Source organism: Streptomyces sp. NPDC012835, assembly GCF_042900885.1.
GTDB lineage: Bacteria > Actinomycetota > Actinomycetes > Streptomycetales > Streptomycetaceae > Streptomyces.
Map to the genome: position 1 here is coordinate 745,070 of NZ_JBIBBW010000003.1, position 24,824 is coordinate 769,893.

Below are 24,824 nucleotides of genomic sequence, written 5' to 3' on the forward strand. Positions count from 1 at the left end.
GGCGGGCCCGACCGGCGGGGCGACCTGCCGTACGTTTGAGCGTTTCGCCTACGGGCTAGGTTTCGGCACATGGTCTCCGAGCACATCGCCCCGCCGCCCGCCCGCGTCCTCGTCGCGTCCAACCGAGGCCCCGTCTCGTACACCCTGGGCGACGACGGCTCCCTGGCCGCCAAGCGGGGTGGCGGCGGGCTGGTGTCCGGGCTCTCGGCCATCGGCCCGGACACCGACGCGGTGTGGGTGTGCGCGGCGCTCGGCGAGGGCGACCGGGAGGCCGTGCGGCGGCGGGACGGCAGGCTCGACCCGGCGGACACCGGCGGGCAGCGCGTCCGCATGCTCGGCATCCCGCCCGAGGTGTACGCGGACGCGTACAACGGCGTGGCGAACTCGACGCTCTGGTTCGTCCACCACCTGCTCTACCAGACCCCGCTGGAACCGTCCTTCGGCCCGGAGTTCCGCGCCCAGTGGGCCTCGTACGAGGCGTACAACCGCGCCTTCGCCGAGGCCCTGGCCGATGAGGCGGCCGACGGCGCGACCGTCCTCGTACAGGACTACCACCTGGCGCTGGTGCCCGGAATGCTGCGCGCGCTGCGCCCCGACCTCTCGATCGGGCACTTCTCGCACACCCCGTGGGCGCCGGTCGACTACTTCCGGCTGCTCCCCGACGACATCGCGCGCCAGCTCCTGCGCGGCATCCTCGGCGCCGACCGCGCCGCCTTCCTGACCCGCCGCTGGGCCGACGCCTTCACCGCCTGCTGCACGGAGCTGCTGGGCGGTACGGGCAAGACGCGCGTCGGCGTGCACGGCCTGGGCGCCGACGCCGACTTCCTGCGCGAGCGCGCGCACCGGCCGGACGTGGACGAGCGCATCGTGACCCTGCGCGAGCAGATCGGCCGCGCCCCGGACGGCACGGACCGCAGGACCATCGTCCGGGTCGACCGCACGGAGCTGTCGAAGAACATCGTCCGGGGGCTGCTCTCCTACCGGCAGCTGCTGGCGGACCACCCCGAGTGGCGCGAGCGCGTCGTCCATGTCGCCTTCGCCTACCCCTCGCGGCAGGACCTGGCGATCTACCGCGACTACACCGCCGAGGTCCAGCGGGTCGCCGACGAGATCAACGCCGAGTACGGCACGGCCGGCTGGACCCCGGTCGTGCTGCACGTCAAGGACGACTTCGCGCGCTCCCTGGCCGCCTACCGGCTGGCCGATGTGGCGCTGGTCAACCCGATCCGCGACGGGATGAACCTGGTCGCGAAGGAGATCCCCGTCGTCTCCGAACGCGGCTGCGCGCTGGTCCTCTCCCGGGAGGCCGGCGCCTACGAGGAGCTGGGCGAGGACGCGCTGGTGGTCAACCCGTACGACATCATCGCCACGTCGGCCGCCCTCCACGAGGCCCTCTCGCTCCCGGACGGCGACCGCCTGGAACGCACCGAACGCCTGGCCGCCGCCGCGACGGCGCTGCCGCCGCAGCGCTGGTTCCTCGACCAGCTGAACGCGCTGCGCGACAGCTGACCGCACGCCCGGGGGCCGCACGCCCGTGGGCGCGGCTCCCCGGGTCCGCGGGCCGTCAGACCGTCAGGCCGTCTCCTCGGCCACGGCGGCCAGGAAGTCCGCGACCGCCGCCGGGCCCGGGAGCACGAGGTCGGCGCGTTCGGCCAGTTCGGGGACTTCCGTGCCGCTGCACAGGAGCAGGCCCGGGTGGCCGTCGGAGCGCAGTTTCTCGACGGCCGCGTAGGCCGGGAGGTCGCCGAGGTCGTCGCCCGCGTAGAGGACGGTCTCGGCGCCGACCTCGCGTACGTACTCCAGCAGGGCGACGCCCTTGTCCATGCCGGGCGGGCGCAGTTCCAGGACCATGCGGCCCGGTTCGACGATGAGGCCGTGCCGGGCGGCCAGTTCGTTCAGGGGGTCGCGCAGGGCGTCGAAGGCGGCCTGCGGGTCGGTGGCGCGGCGGGTGTGGACGGCGACGGCCTGGCCCTTCTCCTCGATCCAGGTGCCGTGCCAGGCGCCGAACCGGTCCAGGAATCCGGGGAGTTCGGCGCGGACCGCCGCGACGCCCTCGTGCGGGGCGGGGGCGTGGACCGTGCCGGAGACGGCGTCCCAGCGTTCGGCGCCGTAGTGGCCGAGGACCACCAGATGGTCCAGGCCCGGCACCCCGGCGAAGCCGCCGTAGCGCACCGCGACCCCGGCCGGCCGGCCGGTGACGACCGCGACCGACGCGACGCGCGGCGCGAGAGCGGCCAGGGCGGGGACGGCGCGCGGATGGGCGCGGGCCTGTTCGGGGTCGGGGACGATCTCGGCGAGGGTGCCGTCGAAGTCGAGCGCGACGACGGCTTTTCCCGGCCGGGCGAGAAGCGCGGCCAGGCCGTCGGCGCCGGCGGGGGTCGTCGGGTCCGGCAGGAGGGGGTGCTGATGGCTGCCCATGCCCCCGAGCCTATCCGCGCCCATCAGCACTTTCAGCGTTTTCGCCGGTCCGGTGAGAGCGGCCGGGACGGAGACGGGGCGGTGGACGGACGGGTACGGCGCGGGATGTCCCACGCCGTACCCGTCCGTCTACCGGCGTGCGCGCCTCGCGTCGCGCACCCGGCGCAGCCTGTTCACCGTCACCGGGTCGTACTCGGCGGCGCGCGGGTCGTCCAGCAGCGCGCCGAGCAGCTGGTAGTAGCGGGTCGGGGACAGCCCGAGCCGCTCCCTGATCGCCCGCTCCTTGGCGCCGGGGCCCGGCCAGCCGCGCCCCTCGACGGCGAGAACGGCACGGTCCCGCTCGGAGAGCCCGGAGGGTCCGGAGGGCCGCGCCTCGTCGGCGGGCTCCTCGGGGCTCTCCGCATCCGGCGTATCGGGGTTCTCCGCGTCCGGCGTATCGGGGTTCTCTGCGGCGGTCATATGCCCGACACGCTACTCGGCCGCCTCGGCGGTCGACGCGTCACGTGCGATCTGGCCGAGGACATTGGAGGGGCTCGCGCCCCGCTCGACCGCCTTGCCGATGTTCTTCTTCAGGCTGTCGCTCACCGCCGACCAGGAGTTCTTTCCGTACGGAAGCAGTTCCGACGACGGCAGCGCCTCCAGGAATTCCCGCAGCTCGGCGTAGTTGTCGTCCGCCGCCATTGTTTCGTTCGCGCTGTAGGTGACGGGCAGCAGGTCGTACTGGCCGACGAAGTTCAGCACGTTCTTGTCCTCGTACGTGTAATCCAGAAAGCGGCCGATCTCGCTCCGGTGGCCGTTCTGCTTGAAGGCCATCATCCAGTCGGCGACGCCCATCGACGATTTGGCCTTGCCGTTGGTGCCGGGCAGCGGCACCATGCCGACCTTGATACCGCGCTTCCTGGCGTCCTCCATCAGCGTGGGGTGGCCGTTGAGCATGCCGACCTGACCGCTGGTGAACGCCTTGAACGCGGTGGCGCGGTCCAGTTCGCCGGGGGCGACCGGGCCGGTCAGCCCGGCTCCCACCAGGTCCTTCTGGAGCCACTGGAAGGTCTCGATGTTCTGCTGCGAGTCGATGTTGTACGAGCCGTCGGCCGTGTCCGTGTAGCCGCCCCCGCCGCTCAGCAGCCACATCATGGTCTCGCTCTGCGCCTCCTCCGAGCCGAGGGGTATCGCGATCGGCGTCGTCACCCCCTTCTCCTTGAGCGCCTCGGCGTCGGACTTGATGTCCGCCCAGGTCTTCGGGGCGCTGATGCCGGCCTCGGTGAAGAGGTCCTCGTTGTAGAAGAGCAGCCGGGTGGAGGCGACGAACGGCAGTCCGTACTGGACGCGGTGCATCTTGCCGGCCTCGGAGAGCTGGGTGAGGAAGTTCGACTGGGTGGGGACCGAGAGCAGTTCGTCGGCGGTGTAGAGCTCGCCCTGCTTGGCGTAGTGGGAGTACGAGCCGACCTGCGCGATGTCCGGCGCCCGGCCGTCCTCGACCATTTCGGCGACATCCGCGTCGATGGTCTTCCAGGGGCGGACATCGACATCGACCTTGATACCGGGGTTCTTGGTCTCGAACTCCGAGGCGAGCGCTTTCCAGTACTTCTCGGAACCGGTCTCCGCGTTGGTGCCGTAATCGGCGGCCACGAGTTTGAGGGTGACGTCCCCCGCCCCTCCCGTACTGCCACAACCGGCCAGCGCCAGGGTCATTCCCAATGCGGCAACCGCCGCGGTCATTCCGGAGTAGCGCTGTCGCACAGCCGTGTTCCGCCCTTTTTGTTCTCGCGTCTCGTCACGCGCGTACGTGGGGCACGCGCGTCGTGCCCGGCCGAAACGGCCCGAGGTGACGCGATGTGATGAGGCAGATCATTTTCTCCTATCGGGAGGTTTGAGGTCTACCCGGTGGTGGTGTCGCTTCGGCAACAGCCGGCTCCGGAGTAACCAGTCCGCCGGGGGCCCGGCCGACCCACGGCGGGCGAGACGAAAGCGGTCTCCGACGAAGGGATCTCCGGCGGAGTGATCTCCGGCGAGTAGTGGACTAGACCTTTTACGGTTCTACGCGCGAGACTGTTCCCGTGAAACACGTCATCGCCCTCGATGTGGGCGGCACCGGCATGAAGGCCGCCCTCGTGGGGGCGGACGGCGCGCTGCTCCACCAGGCGCGGCGGGCGACCGGCAGGGAGCGCGGGCCCGAGGCGGTCGTGGAGGGCATCCTCGACTTCGCCGCCGATCTGCGCGCGTACGGTACGGAGCACCTCGGGGCGAGCGCCGTCGCCGCCGGGGTCGCCGTGCCCGGAATCGTCGACGCGGAGCGGGGCGTCGCGCTGTACGCGTCGAACCTCGGCTGGCGCGACGTCCCCCTGCGCGATCTGCTCGCGGCACGGCTCGGCGGCGTACCGGTCGCGCTCGGGCACGACGTACGCACCGGCGGGGTGGCCGAAGGGCGGCTCGGCGCGGGCCGGGGAGCGGACCGCTTCCTGTTCGTGCCGCTGGGCACCGGGATCGCCGGGGCCATCGGCATCAACGGCGTCATCGAGGCGGGCGCGCACGGCGCGGCGGGCGAGATCGGCCATGTGGTGGTCCGGCCCGAAGGACCCGAGTGCGGCTGCGGGCAGCGGGGCTGCCTGGAGACGATGGCCTCCGCCGGCGCCGTGACCCGCGCCTGGGCGGCGGCGAGCGGCGACCCGACGGCGGACGCGGCCGACTGCGCGAAGGCCGTGGAGTCCGGCGACCCGGCGGCCGTACGGGTCTGGCGGGACGCGGTCGACGCGCTGGCCGCCGGACTGGTCACGGCGCTCACCCTGCTGGACCCGCGCATGCTGATCATCGGCGGCGGTCTCGCCGAGGCGGGGGACACCCTGTTCACCCCGCTGCGGGCGGCGGTCGAGGCGCGCGTGACGTTCCAGACGCTGCCGGAGATCGTCCCGGCGGCGCTCGGCGACACGGCGGGATGCCTGGGCGCGGGGCTGCTGGCCTGGGACCTGCTCGGCGCCGGACCGTCACGCGCCGGGCAGGACGACGCCGGGGACGCCGGGGACGCTGCCACCGGGCCGTCCGCGCCCACCGTTCCGTCAAAGCGCGCCGGACAGCACCACGCGCACGACAACACCGAATCAGCCGATCCACTCGCCACGGAGGTAACCGCCTGATGGCCGCACCCGCCCGAAGCACCGTACTCACCGGCGCCCGCGTGGTGCTCCCCACCGGGACCGTGGACGGCGGCCGGGTCATCGTGGAGGGCGGCCGGATCACGGGCGCCGCCCCTGACGACGCCGTCAGGATCGACCTGTCGGGCCACTGGCTCGTCCCCGGCTTCGTGGACCTGCACAACCACGGCGGCGGCGGCGCCTCGTTCACCTCCGGCTCGGTGGACGACGTGCTCCACGGCATCCGTACGCACCGCGAGCACGGCACCACCACCCTCGTCGCCTCGGCGGTCACCGGCGAGATGGACTTCCTGGCCCAGCGCGCCGGCATCCTCTCCGAACTCGTCGAACAGGGCGATCTGGCCGGGATCCACTTCGAGGGCCCGTTCATCTCCCCCTGCCGCAAGGGCGCGCACAGCGAGGCGCTGCTGCGCGACCCCGACCCGGCCGAGGTGCGCAAGCTGGTCGACGCGGCGCGCGGTACGGCCAGGATGATGACGCTCGCCACCGAACTGCCCGGCGGCATCGACTCCGTACGGCTGCTGGTGGAGCACGGCGTGATCGCCGCGATCGGCCACACGGACGCGACGTACGAGCAGACCGCCGAGGCCATCGAGGCCGGCGCGACCGTCGCGACGCACCTGTTCAACGCGATGCCCCCGCTCGGCCACCGGGCGCCGGGGCCGATCGCCGCGCTGCTGGAGGACGACCGGGTCACCGTCGAGCTGATCAACGACGGTACGCATCTGCACCCCGCCGCCCTCGAACTCGCCTTCCACCGCGCGGGCGCCGACCGCGTCGCCTTCATCACCGACGCGATGGACGCGGCCGGGTTCGGCGACGGCCGCTACCAGCTCGGCCCGCTCGCCGTGGACGTCAAGGACGGGGTGGCACGGCTGACGGAGGGCGGCTCGATCGCCGGGTCCACCCTCACCCTGGACACGGCCTTCCGGCGCGCCGCCACCGTGGACCGCCTCCCGGTGGAGGACATCGTCCGCGCCATCTCGGCCAACCCGGCGCGGCTGCTGGGCATGTACGACCGGGTCGGTTCGCTGGAGCCGGGCAAGGACGCGAACGCGGTGGTGCTCGACGCGGACTTCGGGCTCAAGGGCGTGCTGCACAAGGGCGAGTGGGTGGTCGACCCCCGCGTCGGCTGACCCGGGTCGGCTCCCCCGGCGCCGAGAACCGGACGGCCTCCGCGTTCTCGGCGGCCCGGGGGCTGGGCCGGGCGCTCTCTTTTTGAAATGATCGCCCCGGCGGCCGGCAGAAAGCCGGCGCGGCAAGCGCCTTCCCGGAGGCATGACGGATGACGAGGCGTGGCGGATGATCCTGACAGTCACGCTCAACACCGCCCTGGACATCACCTATCGGACCTCCGCGCTGGTCCCGCACACCAGCCACCGCGTGGCCGAGGTCGTCGAACGGCCCGGTGGCAAGGGGCTGAACGTCGCGCGGGTGCTGGCGGCGCTCGGGCACGAGACGGTGGTGACCGGCTTCGCCGGCGGGCGTACCGGTGACGTGCTGCGTGAACTGCTGGGCGGCTGCGGGCCGATGACCCCTTCGGGCGCCGGGCGGCGGCCGAAGGGCGCCCGGTACGCACGGCCGGTGGACGCGCTCCTGCCGATCTCCGGTGCGACGCGTCGCACCATCGCCGTCGTGGACGAGGCGACCGGCGACACGACGCAGCTCAACGAACCGGGGCCGACCGTCTCGGCCGCCGAGTGGACCGCCTTCCTCAGCTGCTACGACCGGCTGGTCACCGGCGCCGACGCGGTGGCCCTGTGCGGCAGCCTGCCGCCCGGCGTGCATGTGGGGGCGTACGCGGAGCTGATCCGGCGGGCGCGCGGCGCGGGGGTGCCCGTACTGCTCGACACCAGCGGCGAACCGCTGCGCAGGGGCGTCGCCGCGCGCCCCGACCTGGTGAAGCCGAACGCCGAGGAACTCGCCGTGCTCACCGGCTCCCGCGAGCCCTTGGTCGCCGCGCACGACGCCCGCCGCCGCGGCGCCCACACCGTCATCGCCTCCCTCGGCCCGGACGGCATACTGGCCGCCACCCCGGAAGGCGTCTGGCGCGCGGCACCGGCCGCCCCGGTGCGGGGCAACCCCACGGGCGCGGGCGACTCGGCCGTGGCCGGGCTGCTCTCCGGCCTCGTGGAACACCTGCCGTGGCCGGCCCGGCTGAGCCGCGCGGTGGCGCTGTCGACGGCGACCGTACTGGCCCCGGTGGCGGGCGAGTTCGACCCGGCGGTGTACGAGGACCTGCTGCCGCGCGTCACGGTGACGGAGTGCCCGGGGGCATGACCTGCCAAAGCCGCGCCCCGGCTCGCGGGGTGCGGCCGGGGCGGCTGGAGAGTTCCTTGTCACGGATCAGCGCGCACGGTTTGGAGCTCGCGGATCAGGTTCGCGGGTCAGCGCTTCACATGTCCCTCTTTGAGGGTGAACTGGTCGAGCACGGTCTCGCACTTGTTGCCGTCCTCGCACGAGATCTTGATCGTGTTCGATCCCTTTTCGAGGTTGACCCAGGCGTAGGTGACCGTCCAGCCCTTCTCCCAGTCGCCCTCCGGCGCCTTGGCGAAGTTCCCCATGTTGAGGCCGCCGCCGTGAGGCTTGCCATTGATGCTCAGTGTCGTCTCGGCGTCCTTCCCGGGCACGCCGTACGTCACGAAGACGGTGTACTCGCCTGCCTCGGGAGCGTCGAACGTCCAACTGGCCGAGGCTCCGACGCCGTTGAGCGAGACATACGCGCCGCTCGCGCCCTTGGCGCCCGAGATGTCGGACCCCATCGCGGCGGGCGCGGTGAGCTTCATGGTCGCCGCGTCGCCCTTGGGCAGCTCGCCCGACGCGTCGTCCGCGTCGTCGGACGCGTCGGCGCTGGGCTCCTGCGACGGGGCGCCGCTGGGCGCGGGGCCGTCCGTGGGGGACGCGTCGTTCTTCTTCTCGTCGTCCGAGTTGGAGAGCAGCGCGGCCGTGATGCCGATCACCACGATCGCGACCACGGCGACCGCCGCGATCAGCAGACCCTTGGTGTTGGGACCGCCGCCGCTGCCGCGTCCGCCGCCGCGCTGGGCCGGTACCTGCTGGGCGGGGGCCGCGCCGGGGTGCGGGGCGGTGGGGGCCTGCTGCCCGTAGGGGCTCTGGCCGTACGCCTGCTGCTGACCCTGCTGACCGTACGCCTGCTGCTGCGGCGGAACGGCCTGCTGCTGCCCGTACTGGCGCTCGCCGACCGCCCTGACCTGGTTGTACGAAGTCCTGGGCACGCCGGGCTGCACGGCGGGACCCGGGTAGCCGTAACCGCCCTGGCGCCGCTGGCCGGCCGCCGCGGCCTGGCCGTCCTCGTACAGGTAGCCGAACGGATCGTCGTCCTCGGGCTTGCTCGCGCCGTTGTTCCCGGCCGTCATCCCTGGTCACTCCTTACCATCTCGCCAGCGTCGCCGACCGGCCGAGCCTACCTCGTGACGGTAAGCCTACGGACGGATCTTGGACGGGTGGCTGCCAGTCTGCGATCTCCGGGTGAAGAACGGATAGCGGACATGTCCCAGCCCTGTCCCGAAGTCCGGGCGGACGCGCCCCCTGCCGGCCGGGCTGCCGAGGCCGGCGTCGGGTACGGGCCCGTTCCGCTATCCCGCCCGCCGGTGCACCTTGCTCCGCGAGCGCTTCTCCACGTACATCCGCTGGTCGGCCGATTGCAGTACTTCCTCCACCGACATTCCACAACTCGCCCAGCTGATGCCGAAACTCGCCCCCACCCGCACCGCCCTGCCGTCCACCCTGATCGGCGGGATGATCGCGCTGCGCAGGCGTACGGCGAGATCGGCGGCGTCCGCCGCGCCCAGTCCGTCCGCGAGCACGACGAACTCGTCGCCGCCGAGCCGGGCGACGGTGTCCCCGTCCCGCACCCCCGTGGTGAGCCGGCGCGCGACCTCGATCAGCACCTCGTCACCGGTGTTGTGGCCGAACCGGTCGTTGATCGATTTGAAGCCGTCGAGGTCGCAGAAGAGGACCGCGAGCCCCTTGGTGCCGTCGTCGGCCGCGTCGGCGCCCTCGCCGGGCGCCGTCAGGTGCACATGGTGGTCGAAGGGACCGCCGCCGAGCCCGTGGGCGGCGGCGCCGCGCAGACCCGCCCGCGCCTCGTCCCCGGCGTAACCCCCATAACCGTCGTATCCGTCGTACGGGTCGTAGCCGGGCTCGTGGAGCACCGTGCCGTCGTACCCCCCGTACGCCGCGTCCAGCGCCTCGACGGCGGTCTCGCGCATGGCGTGCGGGCGCGAGCAGAGCCGGGCGCTGAGGCGGGAGCGCAGCTCGGCGCTGTTCGGCAGACCGGTGAGCGAGTCGTGCGAGGCGCGGTGGGCCAGCTGGAGTTCGCGGCCCTTGCGCTCCTCGATGTCCTCGACATGGGTGAGCAGCAGCCGGGGGCCGTCCGTGGTGTCCGCCACCACCGAGTTGCGGAGCGAGACCCAGACGTACGTGCCGTCGCGGCGGGCGAGGCGCAGTTCGGCGCGGCCGCCCTCGGCGGAGGTGCGCAGCAGCGTCCCGACGTCCTCGGGGTGGACGAGGTCGGCGAAGGAGTGGCGCCGCATCGCGGAGGCGGGGCGGCCCAGCAGCCGGCAGAGCGCGTCGTTGGTGCGCAGCAGCCGGCCGTGCTGGTCGCCGCCCATCTCGGCGATGGCCATGCCGCTGGGCGCGTACTCGAATGCCTGCCGGAAGGATTCCTCACTGGCGCGCAGCGCCTGCTGCTCGCGCTCCAGCCGGACGAGGGCGCGCTGCATGTTTGCTCGGAGCCGGGCGTTGCTGATCGCAATGGCCGCCTGGGACGCGTACATCTGGAGCGCTTCCTGGCCCCAGGGCCCGGGGCGGCGTCCGCCGCGCGGCCGGTCGACGGATATCACGCCGAGCAGCTCGCCCCCGCCGCCCATGGCGTGCGCCGGGGGGTCCTTGCGGGCGGCCGCGTACATGGGGGCGTACAGGCGGTCCTGCGGATGCCACTCGTCCTCGAAGCGGGGGTAGGGGCCCTCGGTGAACCACTGGGGTACGTCGTCCTCCGTCAGCACCCAGCCCTCGGTGTGCGGGATGAACCGCAGATCACCCCAGCGCTCCCCCATCGTGAGCCGCCGCTCCCAGGAGCCCCGGGAGCCGACCCGGCCGGTGATCAGGGACTCGGCGGCGGTGCTGCCGGCGAAGGCGGCGACGACGAGATCACCGTCCGCCTGCACGACGTTGACGCAGGCGAGTTCGTAGCCGAGCCCGATGACGACGCCGTCGGCGACGGTCTGAAGGGTGTCCGCGAGGCTGCGGGCCGTGTTGAGTTCGGCGATGGCCGCATGCAGCTGCCGCATGGTCGCAAGGCGAACGTAGGGCTCCGACTCAGTCTCCATTTGCTCGCCCTCCCCGAGACCTCGACAACAACTCCTGGATTCGCACCGGCTCTCGTGTTGCGGGGTCTTCGCCACTGAATCACAGGGTGCTGTGCGCCCGGTACACAGGGTCAACAAATACCCGACTATGTGACTTAAGTCACATCGGCCTCACCTGGATGGAACCCCTGGTGGGAGCCTGCCAATAGCCTTTTTGAACGCAAACTCGGGGTGCCGGCAGGCTTGCGTTCCGCGCTTTTCCCGGTCACCGGTCGGGCTTCCGGAACCCTGGTCCTAGGTCCAGGCTGGTCCCCTGGCCCGATGCGGTCGGGGGTCGTCGAGACTAGCGTCTCCTGTGTGTCCCAGACGAGTCCCGCTCCCCGTGCCGAAGCCGCCCTCCACACCGAGGGGGGTACGTCCCGCGCGGAACAAGCGGAAGAGGCCGCCGCTCCGGCCGACGAGGCCGTTCCGCGAGGCGACCAGGGCGTTCCGGAGACCGGGGAGGGCGTTCCGGAGACCGGGGAGGCCATCCCTCATGCTGAGGGGGTGAGCAACGACGAGTTCCGCGCCGCCCTCGCCCGGCTCGCGGCGGGCGTGGTGCTGGTGACGGCGCACGAACCCCCGCTGAGCCCGGACGGACCGCGTGGCGAAGACGCCGGGATGACGGCGACCGCCTTCATGTCGGTCTCGCTGGACCCGCCCCTGGTGCTGGTGAGCGTGCGCAACGGCTCCCGGATGGACGACCTGCTCCTCGAACAGCCTCTGTGGGCGGCCTCGTTGCTCGCCGGGAGCCAGCGCCGGATCGCGGGCCGGTTCTCGATGAAGGGGCGGATCAGCGACCGGCTGCTCTTCGCGGACACGGCCTACCGGCGGGGCGAGCTGAGCGGGGCGCCGCTGATCGAGGGCGCGTTGGCGACGCTGGAGTGCCGCACGGAGCGGCGCGTCGAGGCGGGCGACCACACGCTGGTGATCGGCCGGGTGCTGGCGGCGGAGCTGCCGGGGGGCGACGGGGAGCCGCTGATGTACTTCAAGGGGCGCTACCGGCAGTTGGGGCAGTAGCGGGGGGGCGCGTCTCCGGGCAGACCGGCCGGGCAGCCGGGGGCCTAGCTGACCGGGCTGGGCGGACCGGGCTGGGCAGATCGGGCTCGGCGGACCGGGCTCGGCAGATTGGGCTCGGCGGACCGGGCTCGGCAGATTGGGCTCGGCGGACCGGGCTCGGCGGACCGGGCTCGGCGGACCGGGCCGAACGGCTCGGCGGGCCGGGCGTTACGTCCAGTCGCGTCCGGTCCGGCCCCGCTTCGTGTCGGCGCGCTGCTTCTTCTCGCGCAGCCTGCGCTCGTTGATGCCGCGCGGGATCTTCGTCTTCCGGCGGGCTCGCGGCGGCGGCGCGGTGGCCTCCGCCAGCAGGGCAGCCAGCCGTACGGCAGCGGCTTCACGGTTGCGCCACTGCGAGCGGTGCTCCGAGGCCCGTACGGTGATCACGCCGTCCACCAGCCGGTTCGCGAGCCGCTCCAGGGCCCGCTCCTTCCAGACCGGCGGCAGCGCCTCCGTCTTCGCGAGGTCGAACCGCAGCTCCACCTGCGAGTCGCTGGTGTTGACGTGCTGGCCGCCGGGCCCGGACGAGCGCGAGAAACGCCAGGTCAGCTCGGCCTCCGGCAGGGAGACCGAGCCACGGATGACATGAGTGGGCCCGGACATGTCTCCATGGTCCCGTGTTCGGGGCGTTCCCGTCACCTTCTTTTGCCCGGACACCCGTTCGGATGACCGGCGGGGACCGGCCGGAGGGCGCGGGCTTCGGGCCATTCACCGGTCTCGGGTAAAGAAAGTAAAGAGGCTGGAACCTCCTGGTCCCCTGCCCGCGTTATGGCGGGTGACGGTAACTTCGGGACCGCTCGAAGTCCGCACACGACAACGAAAGGGACATCCCATGGCTGTAAGCCTGTCCAAGGGTGGCAACGTCTCCCTCACCAAGGAGGCGCCGGGCCTCACAGCCGTCACGGTCGGCCTCGGCTGGGACGTCCGCACCACCACCGGCACCGACTTCGACCTCGACGCCTCGGCGATCGCGGTGGACGCGGCGGGGAAGGTCGTCTCCGACAGCCACTTCGTCTTCTTCAACAACAAGTCGACGCCGGACCAGACGATCGTCCACACCGGCGACAACACCACCGGCGCGGGCGAGGGCGACGACGAGTCGATCAACGTCAACCTGGCGGGCCTGCCGGCCGAGGTCGACAAGATCGTCTTCCCCGTCTCCATCTACGACGCCGAAACCCGCAGCCAGAACTTCGGCCAGGTGCGCAACGCGTTCATCCGCATCATCAACCAGGCCGGTGGCACGGAGATCGCCCGGTACGACCTGAGCGAGGACGCCGCCACCGAGACCGCCATGGTCTTCGGCGAGCTGTACCGCAACGGCGCGGAGTGGAAGTTCCGCGCGGTCGGCCAGGGCTACGCCTCGGGCCTCGTCGGCATCGCCACGGACTTCGGCGTGAACCTCTGACGTCCTGACGGCGCGGCCCCGCCCGGGGCCGCCCGTGGGTCATCCGGCACCGGGCCGCCCGTCCTGCGGGCTCGCGGCCCGGTGCTCAGTGGCGGGGCGGCTTGGGGTGCCCGTACAGCCACGCGTCCCAGAGCGCGCCGAGGTCCTTGCCCGACCGCCGCTCGGCGTACGCCGTGAAGTCGGCCGTAGTGGCGTTGCCATGACGGTGCGTCCGGGCCCAGCCGCGCACGATACGGAAGAAGGCGGTGTCACCGACCGCCTCGCGCAGCCGCTGGAGCACCATGGCGCCCCTGCCGTACACCGGCGGCTCCGAGATGTCCGCCGCCGTGGGCGGAACGGCCGGCGGGAAGGCCCAGTTCGCCTCGTCGCCGTACGCCTCGGCGAAGCTGTCCCGGACCGGTACGCCCTTGGTGTCCGCCAGCCAGAGCCACTCCGCGTAGGTGGCGAACCCCTCGCTGAGCCACATGTCCCGCCAGGACGCGGGCGTCACCGAGTCCCCGAACCACTGGTGGGTCAGTTCGTGGACCAGCGTCTCCAGGTCGGTGGGGCCGGGCAGGAACGGCCTGGTCTGGGTCTCCAGGGCGTAGCCCGCCTGGCCGGGCCTTCCGATGATCAGGCCGGTGGAGGAGAAGGGGTAGGCGCCGAAGTTCCGCTCGCCCCACTTCATGATCCGGGGGACCGAGGCGAGCAGTTCGGCGCTGTCGCCGGCGGTGTCCGGGTCGTCGACGACGGCCTGGTCGACGGCCGTGTAGCCGGGGACCGTGCCCTTGGCGCCCTTCGTCTCCCGCGTCTTGTACGGGCCGATGGCCACCGTGGCGAGATAGCTCGCCATCGGCTCGGGTGTGTGCCAGACGAAGGCGGTACGCCCGGCCCTGGTGCGCTCGCTCCGCAACTCCCCGTTGGAGATGGCCTTCAGGCCCGCCGGGACGGTGATCCGGATGTCGTACGACGCCTTGTCGCTCGGGTGGTGGTTGCCCGGGAACCAGGCCATCGAGCCCGTCGGCTGCCCCAGCGCGACCGCCCTGCCCTCCGACCTGAGCCAGCCCTCCTCCGACCCGTCGGGGTCGGTGACGCGGCGCGGTACCCCTGAGTAGCGGACGACGGTACGGAAGGTGTCGCCCCGGCCGAGGCGTTGACGAGGACGCAGCGTCAGCTCCGTACCGGCACGGTGGACGGCGGCCGCCGTGCCGTCGACCGTCGCGGAGTCGACCGTCAGCCCGGCGAAGTCGAGGTGGAAGGACCCGAGGTCCTGGGTGGCGCGGGCGGTGATCTCGGCGGTGCCGCTGAGTCTGCCGGTGGCGGGGGTGTAGTCGAGGGTCAGCCCGTAGTGCCGGACGTCGTAACCGCCGTTGCCGAGGTGGGGGAAGTACGGGTCGCCGAGGCCGGAGGCTCCGGCGGTCCCGGCCGGTCCGGTCGGCCCCCGGGCGGCGCCGCCGTCCCCCGTACAGCCGGTCAGGACGACGAGCAGGAGGCCGGCCGCGGCGGACAGCACACGGTGGGGACGGCAGGGGACATCGGGGGAGGGAGCCGGGCGCCGGTACACCCGGTGATCGTAGGGCCGGCGCCTCCGTCACACCCCCGGCCGGGCTCAGAACGCGCCGGTGTCCAGCTCGAACCCGAACGGCGCGGGGAGCGGAACCGCCTCGGACCGCTTGTAGGGAACCTTGCGCCGGTACTCCTCGCCGACGGGTTCGGTGCACAGGACGGCCTGGTCCGCCTCCCGGTCGATGAGCAGGTAGACGGGGATTCCGGCGCGGGCAGTGCCACCGCAGACTTCGCAGAGCGACACCGCCGGCCTAGGTCGCGCCACCGGGAGGAGAGCCGTCAGCGTTCACTCGAACGCGTGAGCGGTGACGTTTCTGCCGGCCAGGGCGGTGCGGGGCGCGCGAACGCCGCCGTGGCCCGGTCACCCGTTCGGCCATGACACCATCGAGCCCGTGCTCGACATCGGCTACTCCCTCTCCCGCCGCTTCCCCGACCCTCCGCAGACCGACTACCGCCAGGCGGATGTACGGGCGCTGCGGCACGACCTGTTCTGCGGGGACGTCTATCTCGCGGACACCGTCGCGGACCGCGAGGTGTCCACAGCCTGGGGATGGGTGCCGGTGCTCGACTTCGCCTGGGCGCTGTGCGACATCGTCGAGCAGCTCGACCGCGACCCGCGCGGCAGCCGCGCCGCCAAGCCGCAGTACGCCGAGCTGGACTTCACCGAGTCGGCGGACCGGATGCTCTTCCAGCGCCGCTTCGGCTGGGTCGATGTGGAGGCCGACTGGATGCACGGCGACGAGCCGCCCCTCACCTTCGGCCACCGGCTGCTGCGGCGCGAGGCGCGGGACTTCCTGCACGACCTGATCGCCGATCTGGCCGATATGCACGAGGGGCTGGCCGACAACCCGATCATCTGGGACCTCCAGGCCCGATTCCCCCGCAGCTGACCTCCTCACTCGGTCAGCCTCCCTCGGTCAGCCTCCCTCGGTCAGCCTCACGCGGTCAACACACAGTGAACACACAGTCCCCCCATCGTTTTCCGCGCTGCCCCGCGTACATCCCGCGTCACCGGGCACACGCCTGATTGCGGAGGTACTGCCGGGAACCGGGTGACCGGTTCCTCCCCCCACACAAGGCGCACCTCCGGAGCACCGCCGAGGCCCCGATCTCTCCCCCCGGATCGGGGCCTCCGGTCATTCCCGGCGCCGCGCGCCGGCCCCGCCCCGGCGCCCCCCATGGCGCCCCCCGCTCGCTCCCGCGCGTCAGTCCTCCACCCGCACCCCGATCTGCGCCGCGAACGCCGGGGCCAGCTGGAGCAGTTGCGCCGAGCTGATCACCGCGCCCGCCAGCCGGTCGAGCCCCCGGGCGATGTCCAGCTCCGCGACCGTCCGCAGGTCGACGTCCTTCATCCGCACCCCGCTCAGGTCCGCGCGCCTGATCACACAGTCGCGGAACTCGACCCGCTCCAGCTCCGCGCCGCCGAAGTCCGGCTCCGCCAGGACGCAGCCCTCGAAGACCACGTCCCTGAGCCGGGACTTGCGCAGATTCAGGTAGTCGATCTTCCCGCCCTTGATCAGCACCCGCTCCAGCACCGCGCCGTGCAACTGGACGCCGCCCAGCCGCGCGTCCACGATCTCCACATCGCGCAGCGACGCCCCCGACAGGTCGGTGCCCACACCCCGGACACCGCTCAGCACGGAATCGACGAGGCGCGCCCGCCCGAGCGATGTCCCGTCCAGCCCGCAGTCGCGCACCGCGCAGTCGATGAACCGCGCCCCCGGCCCCTCCTGTCCCCCCAGGTCGATCTCCTTGAACTCCAGCCCGTCGTAGTCGCCGTCCGGCTCCAGCCCGCCGCCGTACGGACTGAGCGGTGGCAGCCGCACCTCCGCGCGCTTCGCCGTCGGGGCCCCGCTCCTGGTCGTCTTCCGTGCCATGCCCCCATCGTGACGTACGCCTCTGACAACACGCCCGTGTCACATGCGGGACGCGGTGGCCGAAAGGAGTTACGGACACGGCCGACTTGACCTCAAGGACGCTTGAGGTCGGAGGCTGGCCGGGCCAACAGCAGCCGTACCGAGGGAGTTCCGTCATGCGTGCCGTCCGCCTCCACACCTTCGGTCCCGCCGAGAACCTCCGGTACGAGCGGGCCGATGACCCCGTCCCCGGCCCCGGCCAGGTGCGGATCGCCGTCGCCGCCGCCGGGGTGCACCTTCTCGACACCGCCCTGCGCCAGGGCATGACGGGCCCCTACTCCGCCCCGGCGGAGCTGCCCACCATCCCCGGCCGCGAGGTCGCCGGTACGGTCGAAGCGCTCGGCGCGGGTGTGGCGGCGGGCCTGCTCGGCAAGCGCGTCGTGGCACATCTGGGCATGGTCCCGGGCGGTTACGCCGAACTCGCCGTCACCGACACCGGCCGGCTCCACGAGATCCCGGAGTGCCTCGACGAGGCCGAGGCGGTCGCCATGATCGGAACGGGCCGTACGGCCCTGGGCATCCTCCTCCGCGCGGACCTCCGCTCCGGGGACATCGCGCTCGTACCGGCCGCCGCCGGGGGGATCGGCACCCTCCTGGTGCAGTACGCGAAGAATGTCGACGCCACCGTCATCGGCCTGGCCGGCGGCCCGGCCAAGGTCGCCCGGGTGGCGGAGAACGGCGCCGACCTCGCCGTCGACTACACCCTCCCCGACTGGCCCGCGCGCGTACGCCGCTTCCTGCGCGACCGGGGCGCCGACCGGAGCGCCGGACTGGGCGCCGACCAGGGCGCGACCGTCGTCTTCGACTCCGTCGGCGGGGCGACCGGGCTGGCGGCCGTCGATCTCCTCGCCAGGGGCGGGAGGCACCTCGTCTTCGGCCGGTCCGGCATGGGCCCGGACGACGGTTCGCCGCTGGCCTTCACCGCCGAGGAGCTGGCGGAGCGCGGCATCACCTCCGAGTCCGTCCTCGGCCCGGCCATGATCGAGCGGGCGGGCGGCCTGCGCGCCCTGGAGGAAAGGTCCCTGGCCGAGGCGGAGTCCGGCCGCCTCCGTCCCACCGTACAGCGCTTCCCTCTCGCGGAGGCGGCACGGGCCCATCGCGCGCTGGAGACGCGGGGCACGATGGGCAAGGTGGTATTGGAGCCGTAGCCGGGCCGTCGAAGGCCCCGGGGCGATGGAGCGGGGGCAGGAGGCGGGGAGCGGGGGCGGGTGGCGGGCCGCGCCGGTTCGCGCGAGGAGCGAGACCGGCCGATCCATGGTGTTCTGGTCAGATATGTGCGACAGCGCTCTGTCGCTCATGTCCGGACAGCGATGCGATCCGCAGAGATCCACGGTGAGGGAAGGTCCCGATGAGCGACCCGGCCACTTCCGGCGGACCCGACAACCCCGAGGACCCCGGTGTCGTCGGGGTGGGCGGCGGCCCGGCCCCCGGCACCTCCGACACCGATCCGGAGGCCCACCGGTGGTGGGGGCTCGGCGTCATCGGGCTGGCCCAGCTGATGGTCGTGCTCGACGCCACCATCGTGAACATCGCCCTGCCCTCCGCCCAGCGCGAGCTGGGGCTCACCAACGGCAACCGGCAGTGGGTCATCACCGCCTACACCCTCGCCTTCGGCGGGCTGCTGCTGCTCGGCGGGCGGATCGCCGACCTCGTCGGCCGCAAGCGCACCTTCATCATCGGCCTCATCGGCTTCGCCGCCGCCTCCGCGCTCGGCGGAGCCGCCCGGAGCCCGGAGATGCTCTTCGCGTCCCGCGCGCTCCAGGGCCTGTTCGCCGCCGTCCTCGCGCCGTCGGCGCTCTCCCTGCTCACCACCACGTTCCGCGACGGCAGGGAGCGCGCGAAGGCGTTCGGGATCTACAGCGCCATCGCGGGCGGCGGCGCGGCGATCGGGCTGCTGCTCGGCGGCGTGCTGACGGAGTTCCTGTCCTGGCGGTGGTGCCTGTACGTGAACGTGCCGATCGCCGTGATCGCCGTCTTCGGCGCTTTCGGGCTGCTGCACGACCGGGCGGGCCACAAGGAGTCGCGCCTCGACATCCCCGGTGTCATCCTCGGCTGCGGCGGCCTGGTCGCCCTGGTCTACGGGTTCAGCGAGGCCGAGTCCCGGGGCTGGACGGCGCCGCTCGTCCTCGGGCTGCTCTGCGGATCGGTCGTGCTCCTCGCCGCCTTCGCCTGGTGGCAGACGCGGGCGCGCAGCCCGCTGCTGCCGCCGCACGTGATCCGCGACCGCAACCGGGGCGGTTCCGTGCTCACGATGTGTCTGACGACGATCGGCATGTTCGGGCTGTTCCTGTTCATGACGTTCTTCCTCCAGAACATCCTGGGCTACTCGCCGCTCAGGACGGGGCTGGCCTTCCTGCCGATGAGCGCCATGATCGTCATCGGCTCGACCCAGATCGCCGCCCGGCTGCTGCACTACGTCCCGCCGCGCCTGCTCATGGGCCCCGGCCTGCTGCTCGCTGCGGGCGGCCTCTACACCCTCACCTTCCTCGACACCCACTCCAGTTACGCGGGCCACATCCTGCCCGGCACGCTGATGCTCGGCCTCGGCCTGGGGCTGACGTTCCTGCCCGTCATGTCGGTCGCCACCTCCGGGGTCGCGCCGAAGGACGCCGGTGTCACGTCCGCGACCGTCAACACGGCCCAGCAGGTGGGCGGTTCCATCGGTACGTCCCTGCTCAACACCATCGCGACGACCAGCACGACCGCGTATCTGACCAGCCGCCTCACGGAGGCGGCGGCGAGCCGGAACAGCCTCACGCCGGCCGAGAGGACCAGCCTCGTGAACACCGCGACCGTCCACGGCTTCACCGTCGCCATCGGCTGGGCCGCGCTCATCCTGGTGGTGGCGGCGGTCCTGGCGATGCTCCTGGTCACGGCGCGCTCGCCCCGGCATCGGGAGGCGTAGGCGGTACGGGCGCCTGTCCCGTACGGAACCACAGTGCCGTACGGAACTCCCGTGCCGTACGGGACCACCGGCCCGTACGGCACCCGCGCCAGGGGTCAAGCGGCGGCGAACAGCAGCCCGGCCAGCGGGTCCTCGCCCAGGAACGCGGCGAGCTGGTCCCGGTCCGGCGCGGTGGCGGGGCCGCGCCGGCCGACCGCGTAGGCCGCCGCCGCGTTGGCGCCCCGCGCCGCTGTCAGAGGGTCCTTGCCCTGGGCGAGCAGCGCCAGGAACGACCCGACATGGGCGTCGCCCGCTCCGTTGCTGTCGACCGCCCGGACCGGGAATCCGGGTACGTGCCGGGCGGCTTCGCCGGGGGCGGCCAGCCAGCAGCCGTCCTTGTCGGCCCGTACGATCACCCCGGCGCCCGGCGCCAGCCGCTCCCGCAGCGCCGTCACGGCCTCGGCCGGGTCGGCGCTGCCGGACATCAGCCGGGCCTCGCGGGCGTTGGCGCTGAGCCAGTCGGCACGGGCCAGCACCGGGTCCAGGACCGGGCCGGGGATGTCGGCGACCAGCGGCGCCGGGTCGAGGCAGACCGTGACGTCCGGGCCCAGGGCGGCCGTGAAGCGGGACAGCTGGGGGCCGCTGTCCGGGATCGCCAGGCCGTATCCGGAGAGCTGCACCAGGTCGCCCGGCCGCAGCTGGGCGGCGACGGTCGCGGTGTCCGCCGCCGTGAGCTGCGCCTCGACACCGAAGCTCGTGATGAAGGTGCGTTCGCCGCCGTCGTCGATCAGGGCGACGGTGAAGCCGGTGTCCCCGTCGGTGCGGGCCGGCAGGAGGGGGCGGATTCCTTCGGCGGTGAGTGCTTCGCGGACGAGGTCTCCGTACGGACCCGTGCCGTGGAGCCCGGCGAAGGCGGCTTCCGTGCCGAGGCGCCGGGCGGCGGCGAGGGTGTTGAAGCCGCCGCCCGCGGTCAGCCGGGTGCGGGAGCCGATGACGTCCCCGCCCCGTTCGGGCAGCGCGGGGACCTCGATGACCAGATCGGCGATGACGTTCCCGGCGAGGACCAGACGGCGGCTCATCGACGGACCCCGTTCGCCGCGTCGTGCGCCGACCCGTTCGCCGCGTCGTGCGCTGCCGCGTGCGACGCGGACACCGCCGGGGCGCTGCGCGGGCTCTTTCCGAGGCGGCCGAGGAGCGCGTACACGGCGGCGCCCACGGCCATCGAGATCGCCCAGCCCAGACCGTTCTCCCCGAACCAGGTGCCGGCGAGGGGGCCGGAGAACCACATGTCCTGCTCGCTCGTCCCCGCCTCGGTGAACAGCAGACCGGCCACGATGGCCACCGCCCAGCCGGTGACGGCGGGCAGCTGGAAGCCGCCCGTGTACCAGTACCGGCTGCCGCGCTTGGTGTCCATCAGCGCGGCGGCGTCGTAGTCGCGACCGCGCAGGGAATCCACCGTGATCACCCCGATCCACGCGGAGATGGGCACGGCCAGGAGGGTCAGGAAGGTGCTGAAGGGGCCGTAGAAGTCCTTCGCGATCAGCATGAAGTACATGCCGCCGGCGAACATCAGCACCACGTCGATGGCCACGGCCATCGGGCGCGGCACCCGCAGGCCCAGCGTGATCATGGTCAGGCCGGCGGAGTAGGTGGAGAGGTGGTTCGACATCAGCAGCCCGCCGAAGGCCGCGACGAGATACGGAATGGCCATCCAGGACGGCAGCATGGCGTTGATGGCGGCGACGGGGTCGGACGCGGTGGCCAGCGCCGGGTCGCCGGCCGAGAGCAGCGATCCGAGCGAGATCAGCAGCACGAGCGGGATGCCGGCGCCGAACGCGGAGGCCACGACCAGCCGCCGCCCCGGAATCGCGCGCGGCAGGTAGCGGGCGTAGTCGGCGCCCGCGTTCGCCCAGCCGATACCGGTGCCGGCGGCGATGAAGCCGATGCCCGCCACCACGGCGCTGGTCGGTCCGGCCGGTGCGTCGAGCACCCCGGCCCAGTCGACGGTCGCGACCAGGAAGCCCATGACGATCAGGTTGAGAATCCCGAAGACGATCGTCGCCCACTTGTTGATCCACATGATGGTGGCGTGCCCGAGACCGCTGATCAGCAGGGTGCAGACGATGAAGACCAGCAGGCAGACCAGGGTGAGCACGGTGTTCTGGCCGACGCCGAACGCGATGGCCAGCAGCGCCAGCAGGGCGTAAGCGGCGGTGGTCGTCGTGATCGTCTCCCAGCCGATCCTGCTGAGCCAGCTGATCAGGGTCGGGCCGATATTGCCCCGCTGCCCGAAGACCGCGCGGGAGAGGGTGAGGGCGGGGGCTCCGCCCTTCTTGCCCGCGAGGCTCAGCGCGCCGACCAGGGCGAAGGAGCCGAACGAGCCGAGCAGGGCGACCAGCGCGGCCTGCCAGATGTTCAGCCCCCGGAAGGCGACGAGCGTGGCACCGAGCGGAAGCCCGAGGATGCTGATGTTGGCGGCGAACCAGGTCCAGAACATCTGACCGGCGTGGCCGTGTCGTTCGGCATCGGGGACCGGTTCGATCCCTCGGGTTTCCACGGAACCGACAACGTCGTGGGTTCTCGAAACGGTCATCACGGACTTCCTTGGGTGGTACGGGGAGGCGTGCGGGTCGGGTGCGGGTCGGCGACGGCCCGGCGGGCCCGGCCCGCCGGGGCGGGCGGGCGCTTCAGCCGGCCGGTGAGTACGCGGAGCCGGTGGCGGCGGCGGTGCCGTGGCCTGTGCCGGTGGCAGGGGCAGCGGGGGTGCCGGGGGTGCCGGATGCGCGGAGGCCGAGAAGCCGTGCGGTCAGCGGCTCCAGTTCGAGCGCGTTGACCGTGCGCAGAGTCCGGACGGCCTCGGCGGGCAGCGCCGAGAGCCCGGCGACCGAGCCGGCGACCGCTCCGGCGATGGCGCCGATGGTGTCGCTGTCGCCGCCCAGGCTCGCGGCGAGCAGCGTGCTGCGCCACGGGTCCCCGCCGGCCACCGCGAGCACGGCGAACGCGGCGGGCACCGACTCCTGGCTGGCGACACTGGTGCCGACGAGCGTGCAGATCCGGTCCAGGGCCTCGGCCTGCGGCAGGCCCTCCACCAGCTGCCACGCCCACTCGATCCGGGCCGCGATGTCCGCCCCGGCGATCCAGTGCCCGCGCCGGGCACCGGCCCGCGCGGCGGTGACGGCGGCGGCGACGGCCGCGTCCAGCGTGCCACCGCCGACCCCGGTGCTCACGGCGGCGGCGACGGCCGCGGCCCCCGCGATGCCCACCGTCGTGTCATGGGTGACCTGGCAGGACTCCACGACCCGGTCGAGGAAGTCGGGCAGCGGCTCGGCGGCGAAGGCGATGCCGACGGGGGTGACGCGCATCGCGGCGCCGTTGGTGGAGCCGTACCTGCCGGCCTCAGCGGCCGGTACCCCCCGGGCGACGGCGTCCAGGGCGGCTTTGGTGGAGGGGCCGAGGAGATCGAAGGAGCCCTTGGCCTTCATCTCCTTCTCCCAGGCGAGGAGTTCGTGGGCGAGGCGGAGCGGATCGATCCTGCCGCGCCCCTCGTCGATGAGCCTGCCGACGATGACCGCCTGGTCGGTGTCGTCGGTGACCGATCCGGCCGGCATGCCCGCGCTGACGGGGTTGTCGGGCAGGGCGGGTTCGAAGCCGGTGACGGTTCCGTAGACCCGTACGACGTCCTCCCGGGACATGACCTGGGTGGGCATGCCCAGTGCGTCGCCGAGGGCGAGTCCGTAGTAGGCGCCCAGGGCGCGGTCGAGCTGATCGTTCACGGTTGGCCTCCTCGGCCCGAGCGGACGTGCAGTTGGAACCGGACCGGGTCGAGCAGGCTGGTGACCTGCTCGACGACGGAGCCGTCGGCGGCCCGGTAGACCTGGGTCAGATGAAGGAACGATTCCCCGGCGGAGCGGTTCAGCAGGGCGGCCTCCGCCGCTTCGAGCCCACGGACGGAGACCAGTCCCTCGCCGGAGTCGGTCACCCGGCCCGCGGCGACGAGCGCGGTGCTCAGCGATCCGCCGCCGAGGCCGCGCCGGGGCAGACCGGCCAGCTCCCCCACGGCGGGGACCCGGCTGCGTTCGAGCGAGACCCCCCGGCCGTCGGCCAGGCGCCTGACCCGGTCGAGCGCGATGAACGCACTCGACTCCAGAGCCAGCTCCCCGGCCAGTTCCGGGTCGGTCACCTCCTCGAAGCGCAGGATCTCGACGGGCAGCTCGATGCCCTGCTCGGCGAGCGCCTGGGCCCAGCCGAGGCGGTTGTCCAGCGGCGTACCGTCGAAGGTGACGAAGGAGCCGATTCCGGCGTGGGTGGAGATCAGCCCCTGCTCACCGAGGACTTGCAGCGCCTGCCGCAGCGTGGTGCGGCTGACGCCGAACCGCTGGGTGAGGGCGTGCTCCCCGGGCAGCCTGACGCCGTCCGAGTGCACGCCGGAGCGGATCTCGTCGGCGAGAACGCGGGCGATGCGATGATGCTTCTGTACCTGTCCAGGCATGTCTAGAACGTACGCGTGTCTCCTCTCCCCGTCCATGACCGTGACCGAATCTTTGCGCGGGGCGGTGGCGAGGCTCCGGGGCTGAGCCCTACCGCCCGCCGCCGCCCAGCTCCGTCAGCGCCTCGTCCGTCAGGCGGAAGACGGTCCATTCGTCCTGCGGCAGCGCGCCCATGGCGCGGTAGAAGGCGATCGACGGCTCGTTCCAGTCCAGTACGGACCATTCGAGGCGTTCGTAGCCGCGCTCCACGCAGATGCGGGCCAGCTCGGTCAGCAGCGCCTTGCCGTGGCCGCCGCCCCGGCGGTCGGGGCGTACGTACAGGTCCTCCAGGTAGATGCCGTGCACCCCGCGCCACGTGGAGAAGTTGAGGAACCAGAGCGCGAAGCCGGCCGGCTCGCCCTCGGCCGTCTCCGCGAGGTGCGCGTACGCCGCCGGGTGCGGGCCGAAGAGGGCCTCGTGGAGCTGGGCCTCGGTCGCGCGGGCCTCGTCGGGGACTTTCTCGTACTGCGCCAGCTCCCGGATCATCGCGTGGATCACGGGAACATCGGCGGCGGTCGCGGTGCGAATCATGGCCCCAGCCTCCCCCCTCCCC

General features: G+C 72.7%; 22 protein-coding genes and 1 pseudogene. 9 read left to right on the top strand and 14 right to left on the bottom strand.

Annotated features, from left to right (window positions below):
• The first annotated feature begins 69 nt into the window (after positions 1 to 69).
• The gene (locus tag ACFY6S_RS16555) at positions 70 to 1,509 is read left to right on the top strand and encodes a trehalose-6-phosphate synthase (RefSeq protein ID WP_388816894.1); all 1,440 of its coding nucleotides are present in this window, start codon (positions 70 to 72) and stop codon (positions 1,507 to 1,509) included.
• A gap of 63 nt (positions 1,510 to 1,572) precedes the next feature.
• Here the strand turns inward: ACFY6S_RS16555 and otsB are convergent, their stop codons facing one another.
• The 3 genes from otsB to ACFY6S_RS16570 form a co-directional block, all read right to left on the bottom strand.
• Entirely contained in the window at positions 1,573 to 2,418 is an 846-nt protein-coding gene (gene otsB / locus ACFY6S_RS16560) for a trehalose-phosphatase (protein WP_388816897.1), read from the bottom strand.
• 129 nt (positions 2,419 to 2,547) lie between these two features.
• Positions 2,548 to 2,877: a DUF3263 domain-containing protein gene (locus ACFY6S_RS16565; protein WP_388816899.1), complete on the bottom strand. Its 330-nt coding sequence runs from the start codon at positions 2,875 to 2,877 to the stop codon at positions 2,548 to 2,550.
• Between the two features lie 12 nt (positions 2,878 to 2,889).
• Positions 2,890 to 4,137, bottom strand: a complete 1,248-nt coding sequence (locus ACFY6S_RS16570) for an extracellular solute-binding protein (protein WP_388816902.1) — start codon at positions 4,135 to 4,137, stop codon at positions 2,890 to 2,892.
• Positions 4,138 to 4,475: 338 nt separating this feature from the next.
• Between ACFY6S_RS16570 and ACFY6S_RS16575 the strand changes: the two are divergent.
• The 3 genes and pseudogenes from ACFY6S_RS16575 to ACFY6S_RS16585 form a co-directional block, all read left to right on the top strand.
• Positions 4,476 to 5,387 (top strand): annotated as a pseudogene (locus tag ACFY6S_RS16575) (ROK family protein); the annotation flags it as partial.
• 161 nt (positions 5,388 to 5,548) lie between these two features.
• The gene (gene nagA / locus ACFY6S_RS16580; protein WP_388816905.1) at positions 5,549 to 6,703 is read left to right on the top strand and encodes an N-acetylglucosamine-6-phosphate deacetylase; all 1,155 of its coding nucleotides are present in this window, start codon (positions 5,549 to 5,551) and stop codon (positions 6,701 to 6,703) included.
• 166 nt (positions 6,704 to 6,869) lie between these two features.
• Positions 6,870 to 7,847, top strand: a complete 978-nt coding sequence (locus ACFY6S_RS16585; RefSeq protein ID WP_388818044.1) for a 1-phosphofructokinase family hexose kinase — start codon at positions 6,870 to 6,872, stop codon at positions 7,845 to 7,847.
• Between the two features lie 107 nt (positions 7,848 to 7,954).
• On the opposite strand, the gene ACFY6S_RS16590 is transcribed toward ACFY6S_RS16585, so the two are convergent.
• Together ACFY6S_RS16590 and cdgB are read right to left on the bottom strand one after the other, a co-directional pair.
• A complete protein-coding gene (locus tag ACFY6S_RS16590; RefSeq protein ID WP_388816908.1) occupies positions 7,955 to 8,944 on the bottom strand; it encodes a carbohydrate-binding protein in 990 nt (329 codons plus the stop codon).
• Between the two features lie 219 nt (positions 8,945 to 9,163).
• Positions 9,164 to 10,918 carry a diguanylate cyclase CdgB gene (gene cdgB, locus ACFY6S_RS16595; RefSeq protein ID WP_388816911.1) on the bottom strand — a complete coding sequence of 585 codons (1,755 nt, stop codon included), beginning with the start codon at positions 10,916 to 10,918 and terminating at the stop codon, positions 9,164 to 9,166.
• 507 nt (positions 10,919 to 11,425) lie between these two features.
• On the opposite strand from cdgB, the gene ACFY6S_RS16600 reads away from it, so the two are divergent.
• Entirely contained in the window at positions 11,426 to 11,956 is a 531-nt protein-coding gene (locus ACFY6S_RS16600; RefSeq protein WP_388818047.1) for a flavin reductase family protein, read from the top strand.
• A 207-nt stretch (positions 11,957 to 12,163) separates the two neighbouring features.
• Here the strand turns inward: ACFY6S_RS16600 and arfB are convergent, their stop codons facing one another.
• Positions 12,164 to 12,595 carry an alternative ribosome rescue aminoacyl-tRNA hydrolase ArfB gene (gene arfB, locus ACFY6S_RS16605; RefSeq protein ID WP_388816914.1) on the bottom strand — a complete coding sequence of 144 codons (432 nt, stop codon included), beginning with the start codon at positions 12,593 to 12,595 and terminating at the stop codon, positions 12,164 to 12,166.
• 229 nt (positions 12,596 to 12,824) lie between these two features.
• Between arfB and ACFY6S_RS16610 the strand changes: the two genes are divergently transcribed.
• A complete protein-coding gene (locus tag ACFY6S_RS16610; protein ID WP_388816917.1) occupies positions 12,825 to 13,400 on the top strand; it encodes a TerD family protein in 576 nt (191 codons plus the stop codon).
• Between the two features lie 85 nt (positions 13,401 to 13,485).
• On the opposite strand, the gene ACFY6S_RS16615 is transcribed toward ACFY6S_RS16610, so the two are convergent.
• Positions 13,486 to 14,943 carry a M1 family metallopeptidase gene (locus tag ACFY6S_RS16615; protein ID WP_388816920.1) on the bottom strand — a complete coding sequence of 486 codons (1,458 nt, stop codon included), beginning with the start codon at positions 14,941 to 14,943 and terminating at the stop codon, positions 13,486 to 13,488.
• Between the two features lie 45 nt (positions 14,944 to 14,988).
• On the bottom strand, positions 14,989 to 15,210 hold the full coding sequence (locus ACFY6S_RS16620; protein WP_389462448.1) for a hypothetical protein: 222 nt from the start codon (positions 15,208 to 15,210) through the stop codon (positions 14,989 to 14,991).
• A gap of 127 nt (positions 15,211 to 15,337) precedes the next feature.
• On the opposite strand from ACFY6S_RS16620, the gene ACFY6S_RS16625 reads away from it, so the two are divergent.
• Entirely contained in the window at positions 15,338 to 15,835 is a 498-nt protein-coding gene (locus ACFY6S_RS16625; RefSeq protein ID WP_388818050.1) for a hypothetical protein, read from the top strand.
• A 315-nt stretch (positions 15,836 to 16,150) separates the two neighbouring features.
• On the opposite strand, the gene ACFY6S_RS16630 is transcribed toward ACFY6S_RS16625, so the two are convergent.
• Positions 16,151 to 16,822, bottom strand: a complete 672-nt coding sequence (locus tag ACFY6S_RS16630) for a pentapeptide repeat-containing protein (RefSeq protein ID WP_388816925.1) — start codon at positions 16,820 to 16,822, stop codon at positions 16,151 to 16,153.
• Between the two features lie 155 nt (positions 16,823 to 16,977).
• Between ACFY6S_RS16630 and ACFY6S_RS16635 the strand changes: the two genes are divergently transcribed.
• Positions 16,978 to 18,009 (top strand): zinc-binding dehydrogenase, encoded by a 1,032-nt coding sequence (locus tag ACFY6S_RS16635; protein ID WP_388816928.1) that lies wholly within the window; start codon positions 16,978 to 16,980, stop codon positions 18,007 to 18,009.
• A gap of 200 nt (positions 18,010 to 18,209) precedes the next feature.
• Positions 18,210 to 19,766, top strand: coding sequence for an MFS transporter (locus tag ACFY6S_RS16640; RefSeq protein ID WP_388816931.1), 1,557 nt, complete (start codon positions 18,210 to 18,212; stop codon positions 19,764 to 19,766).
• A gap of 95 nt (positions 19,767 to 19,861) precedes the next feature.
• On the opposite strand, the gene ACFY6S_RS16645 is transcribed toward ACFY6S_RS16640, so the two are convergent.
• The 5 genes from ACFY6S_RS16645 to ACFY6S_RS16665 form a co-directional block, all read right to left on the bottom strand.
• A complete protein-coding gene (locus ACFY6S_RS16645) occupies positions 19,862 to 20,824 on the bottom strand; it encodes a PfkB family carbohydrate kinase (protein WP_388816934.1) in 963 nt (320 codons plus the stop codon).
• Complete coding sequence (locus tag ACFY6S_RS16650) at positions 20,821 to 22,338, bottom strand: purine-cytosine permease family protein (RefSeq protein ID WP_388816937.1); 1,518 nt, start codon at positions 22,336 to 22,338, stop codon at positions 20,821 to 20,823. Before ACFY6S_RS16650 ends, ACFY6S_RS16645 begins: the two co-directional genes overlap by 4 nt.
• Positions 22,339 to 22,432: 94 nt before the next feature.
• Positions 22,433 to 23,518, bottom strand: coding sequence for an ADP-ribosylglycohydrolase family protein (locus ACFY6S_RS16655; RefSeq protein WP_388816940.1), 1,086 nt, complete (start codon positions 23,516 to 23,518; stop codon positions 22,433 to 22,435).
• The gene (locus ACFY6S_RS16660; protein ID WP_388816943.1) at positions 23,515 to 24,234 is read right to left on the bottom strand and encodes a GntR family transcriptional regulator; all 720 of its coding nucleotides are present in this window, start codon (positions 24,232 to 24,234) and stop codon (positions 23,515 to 23,517) included. The genes ACFY6S_RS16655 and ACFY6S_RS16660 overlap by 4 nt, the downstream gene beginning before the upstream one ends.
• Positions 24,235 to 24,322: 88 nt before the next feature.
• The gene (locus tag ACFY6S_RS16665; RefSeq protein WP_388816946.1) at positions 24,323 to 24,802 is read right to left on the bottom strand and encodes a GNAT family N-acetyltransferase; all 480 of its coding nucleotides are present in this window, start codon (positions 24,800 to 24,802) and stop codon (positions 24,323 to 24,325) included.
• Positions 24,803 to 24,824: the final 22 nt, after the last annotated feature.